17 protein-coding genes are annotated in these 13,167 nt (G+C 73.6%); 8 read left to right on the forward strand and 9 right to left on the reverse strand.

From position 1 onward, the window contains the following. Positions 1 to 216 precede the first annotated feature (216 nt). The 4 genes from ACWGH1_RS16095 to ACWGH1_RS16110 all read left to right on the forward strand — a co-directional run bounded on the left by ACWGH1_RS16095 (position 217) and on the right by ACWGH1_RS16110 (position 2,969). On the forward strand, positions 217 to 1,809 hold the full coding sequence (locus tag ACWGH1_RS16095) for an FAD-dependent oxidoreductase (protein ID WP_453356882.1): 1,593 nt from the start codon (positions 217 to 219) through the stop codon (positions 1,807 to 1,809). A 32-nt stretch (positions 1,810 to 1,841) separates the two neighbouring features. Next, positions 1,842 to 1,928 (forward strand): putative leader peptide, encoded by an 87-nt coding sequence (locus tag ACWGH1_RS16100; RefSeq protein ID WP_311318651.1) that lies wholly within the window; start codon positions 1,842 to 1,844, stop codon positions 1,926 to 1,928. Positions 1,929 to 2,016: 88 nt separating this feature from the next. Beyond that, positions 2,017 to 2,559 (forward strand): cysteine dioxygenase, encoded by a 543-nt coding sequence (locus ACWGH1_RS16105; protein WP_453356881.1) that lies wholly within the window; start codon positions 2,017 to 2,019, stop codon positions 2,557 to 2,559. Continuing rightward, positions 2,550 to 2,969: a rhodanese-like domain-containing protein gene (locus ACWGH1_RS16110; RefSeq protein WP_453356883.1), complete on the forward strand. Its 420-nt coding sequence runs from the start codon at positions 2,550 to 2,552 to the stop codon at positions 2,967 to 2,969. The genes ACWGH1_RS16105 and ACWGH1_RS16110 overlap by 10 nt, the downstream gene beginning before the upstream one ends. Positions 2,970 to 3,017: 48 nt before the next feature. Here the strand turns inward: ACWGH1_RS16110 and recX are convergent, their stop codons facing one another. The 3 genes from recX to ACWGH1_RS16125 form a co-directional block, all read right to left on the reverse strand. Further along, positions 3,018 to 3,575: a recombination regulator RecX gene (recX, locus tag ACWGH1_RS16115; RefSeq protein WP_453408733.1), complete on the reverse strand. Its 558-nt coding sequence runs from the start codon at positions 3,573 to 3,575 to the stop codon at positions 3,018 to 3,020. 3 nt (positions 3,576 to 3,578) lie between these two features. Then, positions 3,579 to 4,688 carry a recombinase RecA gene (gene recA, locus ACWGH1_RS16120; protein WP_453357258.1) on the reverse strand — a complete coding sequence of 370 codons (1,110 nt, stop codon included), beginning with the start codon at positions 4,686 to 4,688 and terminating at the stop codon, positions 3,579 to 3,581. Between the two features lie 206 nt (positions 4,689 to 4,894). Next, the gene (locus tag ACWGH1_RS16125; protein ID WP_453357257.1) at positions 4,895 to 5,530 is read right to left on the reverse strand and encodes a MerR family transcriptional regulator; all 636 of its coding nucleotides are present in this window, start codon (positions 5,528 to 5,530) and stop codon (positions 4,895 to 4,897) included. 77 nt (positions 5,531 to 5,607) lie between these two features. Between ACWGH1_RS16125 and ACWGH1_RS16130 the strand changes: the two genes are divergently transcribed. Further along, a complete protein-coding gene (locus ACWGH1_RS16130; protein WP_453408734.1) occupies positions 5,608 to 6,105 on the forward strand; it encodes a DUF4188 domain-containing protein in 498 nt (165 codons plus the stop codon). Between the two features lie 53 nt (positions 6,106 to 6,158). On the opposite strand, the gene ACWGH1_RS16135 is transcribed toward ACWGH1_RS16130, so the two are convergent. Continuing rightward, a complete protein-coding gene (locus ACWGH1_RS16135; RefSeq protein WP_453356100.1) occupies positions 6,159 to 7,028 on the reverse strand; it encodes a S1 family peptidase in 870 nt (289 codons plus the stop codon). 338 nt (positions 7,029 to 7,366) lie between these two features. Between ACWGH1_RS16135 and ACWGH1_RS16140 the strand changes: the two genes are divergently transcribed. Both ACWGH1_RS16140 and ACWGH1_RS16145 read left to right on the forward strand, forming a co-directional pair. Further along, positions 7,367 to 7,792, forward strand: coding sequence for a hypothetical protein (locus ACWGH1_RS16140; protein ID WP_453356099.1), 426 nt, complete (start codon positions 7,367 to 7,369; stop codon positions 7,790 to 7,792). A 124-nt stretch (positions 7,793 to 7,916) separates the two neighbouring features. Continuing rightward, positions 7,917 to 8,687: a Clp protease N-terminal domain-containing protein gene (locus ACWGH1_RS16145; RefSeq protein ID WP_453356098.1), complete on the forward strand. Its 771-nt coding sequence runs from the start codon at positions 7,917 to 7,919 to the stop codon at positions 8,685 to 8,687. On the opposite strand, the gene ACWGH1_RS16150 is transcribed toward ACWGH1_RS16145, so the two are convergent. Together ACWGH1_RS16150 and ACWGH1_RS16155 are read right to left on the reverse strand one after the other, a co-directional pair. Continuing rightward, positions 8,641 to 9,780 (reverse strand): AI-2E family transporter, encoded by a 1,140-nt coding sequence (locus ACWGH1_RS16150; protein ID WP_453356101.1) that lies wholly within the window; start codon positions 9,778 to 9,780, stop codon positions 8,641 to 8,643. The genes ACWGH1_RS16145 and ACWGH1_RS16150 overlap by 47 nt on opposite strands. A 215-nt stretch (positions 9,781 to 9,995) precedes the next feature. Continuing rightward, the gene (locus ACWGH1_RS16155; protein ID WP_453356097.1) at positions 9,996 to 10,190 is read right to left on the reverse strand and encodes a DUF3046 domain-containing protein; all 195 of its coding nucleotides are present in this window, start codon (positions 10,188 to 10,190) and stop codon (positions 9,996 to 9,998) included. A gap of 80 nt (positions 10,191 to 10,270) precedes the next feature. Between ACWGH1_RS16155 and ACWGH1_RS16160 the strand changes: the two genes are divergently transcribed. After that, entirely contained in the window at positions 10,271 to 11,200 is a 930-nt protein-coding gene (locus ACWGH1_RS16160; RefSeq protein WP_453408735.1) for a hypothetical protein, read from the forward strand. On the opposite strand, the gene ACWGH1_RS16165 is transcribed toward ACWGH1_RS16160, so the two are convergent. The 3 genes from ACWGH1_RS16165 to ACWGH1_RS16175 form a co-directional block, all read right to left on the reverse strand. Further along, on the reverse strand, positions 11,197 to 11,505 hold the full coding sequence (locus ACWGH1_RS16165) for an AzlD domain-containing protein (protein ID WP_453356263.1): 309 nt from the start codon (positions 11,503 to 11,505) through the stop codon (positions 11,197 to 11,199). The two genes, ACWGH1_RS16160 and ACWGH1_RS16165, sit on opposite strands and share 4 nt — an antisense overlap. After that, positions 11,502 to 12,200: an AzlC family ABC transporter permease gene (locus ACWGH1_RS16170; protein WP_453356262.1), complete on the reverse strand. Its 699-nt coding sequence runs from the start codon at positions 12,198 to 12,200 to the stop codon at positions 11,502 to 11,504. Before ACWGH1_RS16170 ends, ACWGH1_RS16165 begins: the two co-directional genes overlap by 4 nt. 93 nt (positions 12,201 to 12,293) lie before the next feature. Then, positions 12,294 to 13,133 carry an AraC family transcriptional regulator gene (locus tag ACWGH1_RS16175; protein ID WP_453356261.1) on the reverse strand — a complete coding sequence of 280 codons (840 nt, stop codon included), beginning with the start codon at positions 13,131 to 13,133 and terminating at the stop codon, positions 12,294 to 12,296. Positions 13,134 to 13,167: the final 34 nt, after the last annotated feature.

Genomic DNA, 13,167 nt, shown 5'->3' on the forward strand with positions numbered 1-13,167 from the left:
GCCCCCGGGCCGGGGGCGGGGGGCGCCCCACGTTTCCTCCCGGGGCGGCGGTTTAGCGCGCTGAGGCTACTACAGTAATTGGGCGTCGCGTGTGTGGGGCGGCGCAACCCCCCCCCCCACCACACAGTGCTGTCCGGACCGGTGTCACTTGACGCAGGCACCTCCAGTCGGTTGCATACGTTGTGTGATCACATACCGGACATCGGGAGCCGCATCATGGACCCGGTGATCGTCGTCGGCGGGGGGCCCGTCGGGCTGTCCCTGTCCCTCGCCCTGGCCGGCCAGGGCGTGCCCTCGGTCGTACTGGACGAGGGGCCCGGCAAGGACGAGCCCCGCCCGGCCCGTTCCGTCGTCCTGCACTCCGACACCGCCTCCATGGTCCACCGGCTCGGCTGTACGACGCTGCGCGACGAGGGGGCGTACTACGCGGCTTGGCGCACGATGCGCCGGGGCCGGGACTCGCAGCGGATCACCTTCGAGGACCGGGCCGCCCCGCTGCACCTGCCGCAGCACGCGCTGACGCGCGGCCTGCGGGACGCCGCCGCCACCGAGCCGCTGGTCCGGCTGGTCACCGACACCCGGCTGGACGCCCTGGAGCAGGACGGCCGGGGGGTCACCGCCCACACCCGGGGCGCGGAGACCACCTGGTGGCGCGGCAGCCACCTCGTGGGCTGCGACGGAGCCCGCTCGACCGTGCGCAAGCTGCTCGGCATCCGCTTCCCCGGCCGGACCGCCGTCGAGCGGCACGCCGTGGCCGCCCTGCGCACCGAACTGCCGTGGCCCGGCGAGGCCTTGCTGCACCGCGGCGCGACCGGCGAGATCACCGCCCGGCCGCTGCCCGACGGGGTGTGGCGGCTGGACTGGCTGCTCCCGCCGCGCGGCGGACTCGTCACTCCCGACGCGCTCGTCACCCTGATCAGGGACACCCTGGCGGCGTGGTGCGGCGGCGCCACTCCCCCGTACGACCTGATCGACACCGGCGTGCACACCCTGCACCACCGCCTGGCCCGGCGCTGGCGCGACGGCCGGGCCTTCCTCGCCGGGGACGCGGCGCACCTGCTGGGCGCGCTCGGCACCCAGGGGGTCGAGGAGGGGCTGCGGGACGCCGAGAACCTGGCCTGGAAGCTCGCGCTGGACTGGCACCAGGGGGCCTCCGAGGAACTGCTGGACAGCTACGAGGACGAGCGGCGCCGGGCGGTGGCGGCCCGGCTGCGCGTCGCCGACCAGGCGCTGCCCGCCCTGCGCGGCGGGGGCGGACTGCGCACCTACCTTCCCGGAGCGGCGCGTTCCGCCGAGAGCCTGCTCACCGACGGCCACCTCGGCCGGGGCGCCCTGGGCGGGGAGCCGACGTACGCGCCGCCCGTGGCCGTACGGGAGGTGCCGACCGCCACCGAACCCGGCGGCCCCGTGGCGAACGTACCGGTGACCGCGCCCGACGGGTCGACGGTGCCGCTGCGGGACCTGCTGGGGCGGGGCCGGCTCCTGGTGCTCCTGGTCGCCCCGGGCACCGGGGTGTGGGACCGGCGGCACTGGCTGGGTGCCGGGCTGATGCCCCGGCTCGCGGCGGCCGTCAGCGCCCTTCCGGTCCGGGCGGAACTCCTGGTGGCCGACGGCTACCCGGGGGCTCCGGCGCACACCGTGCTGCTGGTCCGCCCCGACGGCCATCTGGCGGCGACCTTCGCCGGGGTCCGGCCGGCGGAACTGTACGAGGCGGCCGACGCCGTCCGGTGCGGCCCCCCGGCTCCGGCGGGCGGCACCCCGTCCCCGCTCGAGGAGGCGTCCACCACGCCGACCGGCGTGATCGATTGACCCTGACCGGCTCTCGTGCTTCACTCGCGGACATGACCGGCAACGACGTACGCCTGTGGCGGAGGGTTCACATGGACCTGCTCCGCTACGCGGGCTGCGTGTGTCGCCCCTCCTGCTGATTCGCCCCTTCCTCCGCGCGCCCCGCAGTCCCGTGTCATCCCGGGACCGCCGGCGCGCACCCGCGAACTCCCAGGACGGTCACCACCCATGTCTGCGCCCACGCACGCGCCTGCCCCGGCCCCTACCGCCGTCTCCGCCGCGCCCACGACGGCGGAGCTGCTCGCCTTCGTGCTCCGCACCGCGGCCGACCCCGCACTCGTCGCCTCGCTCCCCCTGGACCCGGAAGGCCGTACCTGGATCCGGCTGGACGGCCCCGGAGGCAGCGAGGCCTGGCTGATCGGCTGGCCGCCCGGCACCGGCACCGGCTGGCACGACCACGCGCAGTCGCGCGGCGCGTTCGCCACCGCCCGCGGGAAGCTCACCGAGCACTCCCTGGCGGTGCGCCTTCCCTCCGAGGGCTGGCGGAGCCTGGAGTTGGCGCCGGACGTGGACCGCGGCCGGGGCGTCCCGGCGGGCGCGGGGCGCGCCTTCGGCGAGCACCACGTGCACGAAGTGTTCAACGAGTCGCGGACCGAGCACGCCGTCTCGGTACACGCGTACTACCCGCCGCTCCCGTTGATCCGCCGCTACAGCCGCACCGGCCCGGTGCTCAGGCTGGAGCACGTCGAGCGTCCGGCGGACTGGCAGTGAGCGCCGCCGCGCCGCAGGGCATCGACGCCCTGGTCGACCGGCTCCGTACGACCTACGCGCGCGTCTCGCCGGACGAGGCCCACGCCGCCTCGCTGGTGGGGGCCCTGCTGGTCGACATCCGCTACCAGGCGCTGCGCGAGCGGGACGGGCTGATCCCGGGCGCCGTGGTCGTCGAGCGCAACGAGCTGGAGTGGCGGCTGGACCCGCAGGGCTCGCACCGCCTCCCCGAGGCCACCGGCCATGACCTGCGGGTGGTGGTGATCTGCAACGAGGGCTACGCCTCGACGCTGGCCGCGGCTTCCCTGCACACGCTGGGCCTCCACCGCGCGACCGATCTGACGGGCGGCTTCCAGGCCTGGAAGTCGGCGGGCCTGCCCGTCACCCCGCCGGAGACCGCCGCGCGGGCGTGACCCCGGGCCGCTGCGCCGCCGGTCGCCCGTGGCTTGGTGCCCCGGGGCTCAGTCCCCGGGGTACTCCTCCCCGTCCTCGCCCTCGGCTTCCAGCGCGCGGCGGACCACCCGCAGGGCCATGCCCTCCGGATACCCCTTACGCGCCAGCATCCCGGCGAGGCGCCGGATCCGCTTGTCCCGCTCAAGGCCCCGGGTCGCCCGGAGCTTTCGCGCCACGAGTTCCCGGGCGGTCTGCTCCTCCTGCTCGGTGTCCAGCTGCTCCAGGGCCTCCTGGACGAGGGTGGCGTGCACCCCCTTGGTCCGCAGCTCCTGCGCGAGCGCCCGGCGGGCCAGGCCGCGGCCGCGGTGGCGGGACTCGACCCAGGCCCCCGCGAAGGCGGCGTCGTCGATCAGGCCCACCTCCTCGTACCGGGAGAGGACCTCCTGCGACACCTCCTCGGGGATGCCCCGCTTCTCCAAGGCGTCCGCGAGCTGCCGCCGGGTCCGCGGCATCCCCGTGAGCAGGCGCAGGCAGATCGCCCGCGCCTGCTCCTCGGGGCTCTGGGGCGGCAGTTCCTGACGGCCCTCCCGGCCGCCTTCCCCACCGCCCCGTTCCTGCTCCCGCACGGGTCAGCTCTTGGCCACGGCGGCCTTGGCCGTCGTCTTGGCCTTCGACGCGGGGACCGGCACGGCCGCGGCGTCGGCGGGCGCCTCCGCACCGGCTTCCGCGGCGCCGGCGTCCTTGCGCACGCCCACGCCCAGCTTCTCCTTGATCTTCCGCTCGATCTCGTTGGCGAGATCCGGGTTGTCCTTGAGGAAGTTGCGGGCGTTCTCCTTGCCCTGGCCCAGCTGGTCGCCCTCGTACGTGTACCAGGCACCCGCCTTGCGCACGAAGCCGTGCTCCACGCCCATGTCGATCAGGCCGCCCTCGCGGCTGATGCCCTGGCCGTAGAGGATGTCGAACTCGGCCTGCTTGAAGGGCGGCGCGACCTTGTTCTTGACGACCTTGACGCGGGTGCGGTTGCCGACCGCGTCGGTGCCGTCCTTGAGCGTCTCGATGCGGCGGATGTCCAGGCGCACGGAGGCGTAGAACTTCAGCGCGCGGCCACCGGTGGTGGTCTCGGGCGAGCCGAACATCACACCGATCTTCTCGCGGAGCTGGTTGATGAAGATCGCGGTGGTCTTCGACTGGTTGAGCGCACCGGTGATCTTGCGCAGCGCCTGGCTCATCAGGCGGGCCTGGAGGCCCACGTGCGAGTCGCCCATCTCGCCCTCGATCTCAGCACGGGGCACGAGCGCCGCGACGGAGTCGATGACGATCAGGTCGAGCGCGCCGGAGCGGACGAGCATGTCCACGATCTCCAGCGCCTGCTCGCCGGTGTCCGGCTGGGACAGGATGAGGTTGTCGGTGTCGACGCCGAGTGCCTTCGCGTACTCCGGGTCGAGCGCGTGCTCGGCGTCCACGAAGGCGACGGTGCCGCCGGCCTTCTGCGCGTTGGCCACGGCGTGGAGGGTCAGGGTCGTCTTACCGGAGGACTCCGGTCCGTACACCTCGATCACACGGCCGCGGGGCAGCCCGCCGACGCCGAGCGCGATGTCCAGCGCGGTCGACCCGGTGGGGATGACCTCGATGGGGTCGTTCGGCTTGTCGCCGAGGCGCATGACCGCACCCTTGCCGAATTGCCGTTCAATCTGTGCGAGCGCGGCGTCGAGAGCCTTCTCGCGGTCGGTGCCTGCCATGGGTTCCACCCGGTTTGCTTGAGTCGATCGCTTCACGCCATTGACGCTAACGCCTGCCACTGACAATGCGCTCCCACGCCCGGTTCGGCTGTGGAAAACCCATGAGAATGCGTGTTCGATTTCCCTGTCAAGCCGGCCACGCGGAAGACGGCCGGTGTGCCACGGCCGACGGTTCGCGCAGTGCCGCTGCCCGGGGCGCGGGCGCCTCAGAAGCGCCGGGCCGACTCCTCCGCGTGGGCCATGCGCCGCAGGCTCAGCAGTACCGGTTCGTACAGCACCGTGAGCGCGACGGCCGCCTCGATCTGCCCGGTCGGGGTCGGCTGCTCCTCGACCATGTCCAGGTCGGTGACCGCCAGCTGCGCCGCCAGCCGCCCGTAGGGCAGCAGCTGCTCGGTGCCGCAGGGGTAGCCGAGCCGGACCAGCGCGGCGACCGAGTCGACGAGCCGCCGGTGGGCCGGGTTGAGCAGGTCCAGGCCGGGGCCGCAGGACCAGCCCAGCCGCTCCAGCAGCGCCTCCACCGAGCGGCGGGCGGTCTCCACCGCCTCGTCGTCCTCGGCGACCCCCTCGGCGCAGGGCAGCGCCCGGGTCGCCGCACCCAGCCGCAGGTGGTGGTCCAGCGACTCGTCCTCCGCGGCGGCGATCACCCCGCGCGCGGCCGCCACCGGCACCCCGCCGATCTGGATCAGCGCCCGCACCAGGCGCAGCCGCCGCAGGTGGTGCTCCCCGTACTCGGCCTGGGTGGCGGAGACCCGGCGGCCGGGCTGGAGCAGCCCTTCGCGCAGGTAGTACTTGATCGTGGCGGTGGACACACCGCTGCGCTCGCTCAACTCCGCCAGCCGCACGTCTTGCACCCTTCGTTGGACAGTGGGACTATCCAAACATGGATAGCGCCGCTATCCCACAGGGGACGGGGAATCTCATGGGTACTGCACCGACATCCGGTCGGCGGGTCACGGCCGCCGCGGAGGGCGACGTGGTCGTCTTCCTCATCGGCATGCGGATCAACCGCTGGCGCGCCGTGCGCCACTGGCTGCCGGCCCTGGCCGCGATGCCGCGCATGCTCAAGGAGCTCTCGCGCAACGGCGACAGCGGGCTGCTGGGGCACCGGGGACTGGGCGGCGGTCCCCGGGTGTTCACCGTCGCGCAGTACTGGGAGTCGCGCGAGAAGCTGCTCGCCTACGCCTCCGACCAGAACGGGCAGCACCGCCCCGCCTGGGCCGCGTTCAACCGCCGGGTGCGGAGCAGTGGGGGCGGCGTGGGGATCTGGCACGAGACCTACATCGTCCCGGCCGGTTCGTACGAGTCGGTCTACGTCGACATGCCGCCGACCGGCCTGGGCGCGGCTTGGGGAGTCGAGCCCGTCAGCCGGCGCGGGGAGCGGGCGGCCCAGCGGCTGGCCCCGGGCGGGGCCGCTTAGCGGCCGGCGCGCGCCGCCCCCGGCACCGGGTGCGGGGGCGGCGCCGGGGGAAGTTACGGCTTGGGGAGGGTGCAGCCGGGGCGGGCGAGGTCGATCTTGTTGCCCGCGCCTATGCAGGGGACGATGATGTACGTCTCCTGGGCGTAGTTGATGCCCTCGCGGACCGTGACCACGCCGTTCTGGTCCACCTCGCACGGGTTGTTCTCCGTGCAGCGCTCGCCGTTCTCGTTACCGGTGTTGTTCACCGCGACGACCTTGCCGCTCGTGGTGTCGATCACCGGCGAGCCGGACGTGCCGCCGATGGTGTTGCACGACGGGGTGTAGCGGACCGAGTCCTTCCAGGTCCAGGAGCCTTCCTTGAGGAGGTAGGCGAACCCGTCGACGTTGCAGCTGTAGGTGCGCTTCCAGTAGCCCGAGACGACCTTGATCGGCGTCCCCTGCACCGGGTGTGCGTCGTTGAGGGTCAGCGCGCTGATTCCGTACTTGCTCTGGATCTGCGCGTACGTCGAGGTCAGTTGGTAGATCGAGATGTCGGTGTCGGTCATCGTCGCGTACGCGACCTTGCTCGCCCGCAGCGTCGCCACCTTGCTGCCGGTCGCGCCCAGCAGCGAGAACGAACGGCTGGACGACTGGTCCTTGATGACCTCGCCCGGCCCGGGGAAACCCGTCTCCAGGCAGTGCCCGTTGGACAGGACGAGCGCGGGGTCGTTCGGCTGCGAGCCGGGGGCGCGCACGACGGAGCCGGAGCAGTTGCTGAGCGCGACCGTTCCCGCGTAGTTGACCGTGACGGCCGGCGCCGCCTTGTCCCGCGCGAGGGCCGGCGCCTGCGGGGCCGTGTCCTGGGGCACGGCGGCCACGGCCGGGGCCGCCCCCGCTCCGATCAGGAGCAGGGAGAGCAGGGCGCCGGCGAGAGGCTTGTTCATGTGGGGGTTCCCCTCTGGTGACGATGCAACCGAAGATCCTCCGGTTGTCATGCGCATTGTTGGGATGCCGAGCCCAACCCACAAGAGGGCATGGCCGGTTGGGGAAACCCGCTATCACCGGGGCAGTTGACCCCCCGTTGGCCGGAATGCAGACCCCGAACAACCCCCGCACCGCCCCCAACTGCCGCAACCTGCCCATCCGGTCACGAACGGGGTCGTGAGCGGCATACCCTCCCCCATGGGTCCGCGGCCGGACCCGGCCCGGAACTCCCCCATGCCCATCGGTACTCTGCGGTGCCCCCGACGACCGAGGGCACTCATTCCGCTTTGGAGGAACCATGGCCATCAAGAAGGCCACGATCCAGCAGCAGGTGGCCGAGGCCATCGCCCGGATCAACCCGGCCGACCGGCCCATCGTCACGATCCAGGCCATCGCCGGCCCCAGCGTCTGGCTGATGAGCATGCTCGGCCTGATCGGCCAGATGTTCCTCACCTACTACTTCGTCACCGTGACCGAGCAGGCCGTGGTCCTCCACAAGGCGAGCCGGATGAGCAACCGGCCGCAGGAGATCGTCTTCGCCATACCGCCGGCCCAGGCCGTCGGCGCGGTCACCGAGATCAAGCGCAACGCCGTCTGGAGCTCGTTCCGCTTCCAGCTCCCCGGCCAGGAGCGGCCGACCCGGATGAACGTGCACCGCCTCTGGCGCAACGAGATGGACCAGCTCCTCGGCCTGCTGTCGGGCCAGACCCAGCCGGTCGGCTGACGAAGCCGCACGGTGGCCGGATCCCGCCCCCACGGAGGCGGGCACCGGCCACCCCCGGAAGAACGGCCCCCCAGCTGACAACCCAGGGTTGACGCCCCTCCGAGTGTCAACCTAGGGTTGCATCATGACGAACCCTTCCGCGGAACCAGTTCGCATGACCAGTCCGGTACGCCTCGACGACCTGATCGAGGCGATCAAGAAGGTCCACCCCGACACCCTGGAGCAGCTCAGCGGCGCCGTCGTCGCCGCCGAGCACCTCGGTGACATCGCCGACCACCTCATCGGCCACTTCGTCGACCAGGCCCGCCGCTCCGGCGCCTCCTGGACCGACATCGGCCGGAGCATGGGCGTCACCCGCCAGGCCGCGCAGAAGCGCTTCGTCCCCAAGGCCGACAAGAGCGACAAGGGCGACGGCGCCGAGATCGACCCCAGCCAGGGCTTCGCCCGCTTCACCCCCCGCGCCCGCGGCGTCGTCGTGGCCTCACAGAACGAGGCCCGTGCCACCGGGAGCACCGAGATCCGTCCCGAGCACCTGGTGCTGGGCCTGCTCGCCGAGTCCGGGGGGCTCGCCGCGCTGGTCCTGCACGGGCACCACGTCACCGACGACGCCGTACGCGCCGCCGTCGCCGCGGTCCTGCCCGAGCCCGTCGCACCGGAAGAACTGCCGGCCCTGACCCCCTTCGACGCCGGCGCGAAGAAGGCCCTGGAACTGACCTTCCGCGAGGCGCTGCGCATGGGTCACCCCTACGTCGGCACCGAGCACATCCTGCTCGCGCTCCTCGAACTCGAGAACGGTCAGGGCGTGCTCAGCGGCCTCGGTCTGGAGAAGGGCGCCGTCGAGGCGGCCGTCACCGACGCCCTGGCAGCCACCGTCGAAGGGATGCGGGAGGAGTAGCCGCGGCAGATGCGGCGGAGCCGGCGTCGCCCCCCCGGTCCCCGTCGTCGGGCAGGCCGGCGCCCTCCGTCAGCTCGTAGCGCTTCACGTAGGCGCCCAGGAACGCCTGGAGCGTGGCGACGGCCGGGATCGCGATGAGCGCCCCGACCGCTCCCAGCAGCGCGGTGCCCGCGATGACCGAGCCGAAGGCGACCGCCGGATGGATGTCCACCGTCTTCGCGGTCAGCTTGGGCTGGAGCACGTAGTTCTCGAACTGCTGGTAGATCACCACGAACCCGAGCACGTACAGCGCGTACCAGGGGTCGACCGTGAAGGCGATCAGCATGGGCAGCGCGCCCGCCAGATAGGTGCCGATGGTGGGGACGAACTGCGACACCAGACCCACCCACACCGCGAGCGCGGGCGCGTACGGCACATCGAGGACGGCGAACACCACGTAGTGGGCGATGCCGGAGATCAGCGCCATCAGCCCGCGCGAGTAGAGGTAACCGCCCGTCTTCGCGACGGCGATCTCCCAGGCGCGCAGCACCTCCGACTGCTTGGCGGGCGGCAGTACGGAGCACAGCGCGCGCCGCAGCCGCGGCCCGTCCGCGGCGAAGTAGAAGGAGAACAGCCCGACGGTCAGCAGCTTGAACAGGCCGCCGAGCACGGTGGCGGACACGTCGAGCACGCCGCTCGCGCTGTTGCGCACGTACTTCTGCAGCCAGTCCGAGTGCAGCAGGCTGTCCTGGATCTCCAGCCGGGACAGCTCGGTGTGGAACGTCGCGTTGACGGACCTGATGACGGAGTCGAGGTAGCGCGGGAAGCCCTCCACCATGTCGACGATCTGCCCGGCGAGCATCGAGCCCAGCAGGGCCACGAAGCCGGCGGCCGCGACGAACACCCCGAGGAACACCAGGAACGTGGCGAGTCCGCGGCGCATGCCGCGGGCCGCCATCCGGGACACGGCGGGTTCGACCGCGAGCGCGAGGAAGAAGGCGATCAGGATGTTGACGAGCAGCCCGATCAGCTGGTGGAAGGCCCAGCTGCCGAGCTGGAAGCAGGCGACGAGGGCCAGGACGAGGATCACCGCGCGCGGCAGCCAGCGCGGCATCCGGTCCCGGGCCCCGGCCGCTGCCGCGGTCTCCGCCGTGGCCCGCGCCGACGGCTCGGGGACCCGGGGCGCCGGGGCGGTCGCGCCGTCGCCGGCCTGCCCGCGCTCGTCGGGCCGGCCGGTGTGTCCGGGGTGTACGGGGGTCGTCTCTTCAGTCGCTGCCACGCACCCAGTCTGACCCACCCCGTACCGGTTCGGGCGGGCCGGGCGCCGGGTCAGCGCAGTGAGGCGGGCACGTCCATCGCCGAACACACCGCGCGCCACACGTCCTTGGCCTCCCAGCCGGCCTCCAGCGCCTGGTGGACGGTACGTCCGCCGAGCTCCCTCATGACGTGGTCCCGTGCGAAGGAGTCCGCGTAGGCCGCGCCGAAGTACTCGGCCATCCGCTCCCAGAAAATCGTCAACCGCATGCCACCAGTATCCCGCCCCGGAGAGTGCACCGACCGCGTTCGTGCCCCGCGGCCCGCATCCGGCGCCCTACGGTTCCCGCATGCCTGGAGACGAACCCGCGTCGGCCGCGCCGACCCCGCTCGCCCGCGCCGAGCGGTTCATCTGGCTCACGGCGCGGGTGCTGGAGCAGCGCCGGTTCGCGTTCCACTTCCTCGGCGGCGACGCCGACGCGGTCGACGCCGCCCTCGGGGCGTACCTGGGCGCCGACGGCGGCTACGGGCACGCCCTCGACCCGGATCTGCGCGGCCCCGTGAGCCAGCCGCTGCACGCCGCGTACGCCCTGCGGGTGCTGGACGGCCTGGGCCGGTGCGCGGGCCGGCGGGTGGAGCAGCTCTGCGGGCACCTGACCGGGGTCGCCACCCCCGACGGCGCGCTCCCGGTGGTGTCCGCCGGCTCCGGCGGCCATCCGGCGGCCCCGTACCATCCGGTGCACGACGATCCGCCGGGCGCGCTGCTGACCACCGGCCCGGTCGTGGGCGTCCTGCACCGCAACCGGATCTGGCACGCGTGGCTGTTCCGGGCCACCGACTTCTGCTGGGACCGGATCGAGACGCTGCGCCACTGGCACCCCTACGAGGTCCAGGGCGCGGTGGCCTTCCTCGACGGCGCCCCGGACCGCGGCCGGGCGGCGGCGGCCGCGGACCGGCTGGGGCGGCTGGTGCGCGAGCGGCGCCTGGTGGTGCTGGATCCGGCGCGCCGGTCCGAGTACCCGACGGCGCCCGGGTGCGCGGCGGGCGAGCAGCTGTTCCCGTACGACTTCGCGCGCCGCCCGGAGTCGGCGGCGCGCGGCTGGTTCACGGACGCGGAGATGGGCCGGTCCCTGGACTTCCTCGCCGCCCGGCAGCAGCCGGACGGCGGCTGGCCGGTGCTCCGCCGGGCCTGGGCACCGGGCAGCTCCCTGGAGCGGCGCCCGATCGCCACGGTGGAGGCGCTCCTGACGCTCCGCGCCCACGGCCGCCCGCTCGGCTAACCGCCGACGGCGCGCAGCCCGGCCGTGACGAGGACCGCCGCGCCGACCACGACGAGGAACGGGGCGCGCAGCAGCAGCGCGAGGGCGGCGGCGGCCAGCCCTGCGGCGCGGGCGTCGAGGACGAGCCCGTGGCCGGTGCTGAACGTCTGCTGAGCGGTGAGGGCGGCGAGCAGGGCGACGGGCAGCAGTGCGGACAGCTTGCGCACGGCCGGCCGCTCCAGGGCTCCGGCGGGCACGAGCAGTCCGGCGAGCTTGACGGCGTAGCAGCCGACGACGGTCAGCCCGATGGCGATCCAGACGTTCACGAGCGGCGTCCCTTCATCCACAGCACGGCGGGAGCGGCCAGTGCCGCGATCAGCACGGGCACCCCGGAGGGCAGTACGGGCAGCAGGCCGAGGCCGAGGACCAGCGCGAGGGCGGCGACGGCCCGCTCGGTGGAGCTCTTCAGCATCGGTGCGAGCAGGGCCAGGAAGACGGCGGGCCCGGCCGCGTCCAGGCCCCACACGGTGGTGTCGCCGATGGCCTCGGCGCCGAGCGCACCGAGCAGGGTGGTGAGGTTCCACAGCACGTACAGGGTCAGCCCGGTCACGGTGAAGCCGAGCCGCGCCGACTTGCGTCCGGGCTGGGCGAGGGCGACGGCGGTCGTCTCGTCGATGACCCAGTGCGCGGCGAGCGGCCGCAGGGGCCGCGGCAGGGCGAGCAGCTGGGACAGCCGCAGCCCGTAGAAGGCGTTGCGGGTCCCGAGGAAGAAGGCCCCGGCGGCGGCGGTGAACGGGTTACCGCCCGCGGCGAGGGCCCCGACCAGCGCGAACTGCGAGGCGCCGGTGAAGACGAGCAGGCTCAGCGCGCAGGCCTGGAGCACGCTGATGCCGGCCCCGGCGGCGGTCACCCCGAACGCGAACCCGGACAGGCCGACGGCCACCCCGACGCCGAGCGCGTCCCGTACGACGGCGGCGCGCGGCCGCTCGACGACCCCCTGCGGGGTCTCTTGTATCACCATCTGATGTTCTCCCACGCCTTGACGCTATGCGCGGGCCGGACAGCGGTCTTGTACGTTCTTGCGCGCGCCCGGGGCCGGCGGGGCGGCCGGAGCTCAACCGGGCTGCCCGCGCTCCCGGCGGTAGGCGCCCGGCGGCACCCCGACGATCCGGGTGAAGTGCCGGTTCAGGTGGGGCTGGTCGGTGAACCCGACAGCCACGGCCGCCTCCGCGGGCGGGGTGCCCGCGTCCAGCAGCCGGCGGGCGCGCCGTACCCGGGCGTCGGTCAGCCAGGTGTGCGGCGGCATCCCGTACCGCGCCCGGAAGGCCCGGAGCAGGGCGAACGGGCTCGTCCCCAGCTCCGCCGCGAGCTGCTCCAGCGACGGCGGCTCCGCGATCCGTTCCTCCAGTACGGCCTTGGCCCGCTCCGCGTCGGCGCCGCCCGCGCGCCGCACCGGCCGGGCGGGCAGCGGTCCGGCGTGCCGGGTCAGCATCCGCGCCACCACACCGCGCAGCAGCGTGTCGGCGGCCAGCGCGTTCCCGGCCTCGGCGGCCCGGTGCACCTCGGAGATCACCCGCGAGGCCTGCGGGTCGGGGACCATGTCGGCGGTGAAGCCGGGGGTCCCGCGCAGCGTGCCGATCTCGGCGGCGACCTCGGTGATCAGGGCGCGGGACGGGTAGAGGGTGGCGTACGCCCACCCCTCGGGCACACCCGCGCGGGCGGTGTGCGCCACCTCGGGGTTGATCAGGACCACGCTGCCCGGCCCGGCGCGCAGGGTGCCGGCCGGCAGGCCGATCTCCTCGACGCCGCCGGTGACGGCCGCGATGACGTACCCGTCGTGGGCGTGGCGCGGGAAGGTGTGGCGCACGTAGTGGGCGCGCAGCAGGTCCAGCCCCGGCAGCTCCCGGTACTGCCAGTGCCGCGCCCACTCCCGGCGGCCCTCGTCCGTCCCCATCCCCCCATTCTGCGCGCCGGCCCGTCGGCTCGTT

This window comes from Streptomyces sp. NPDC054883 (genome assembly GCF_053610645.1).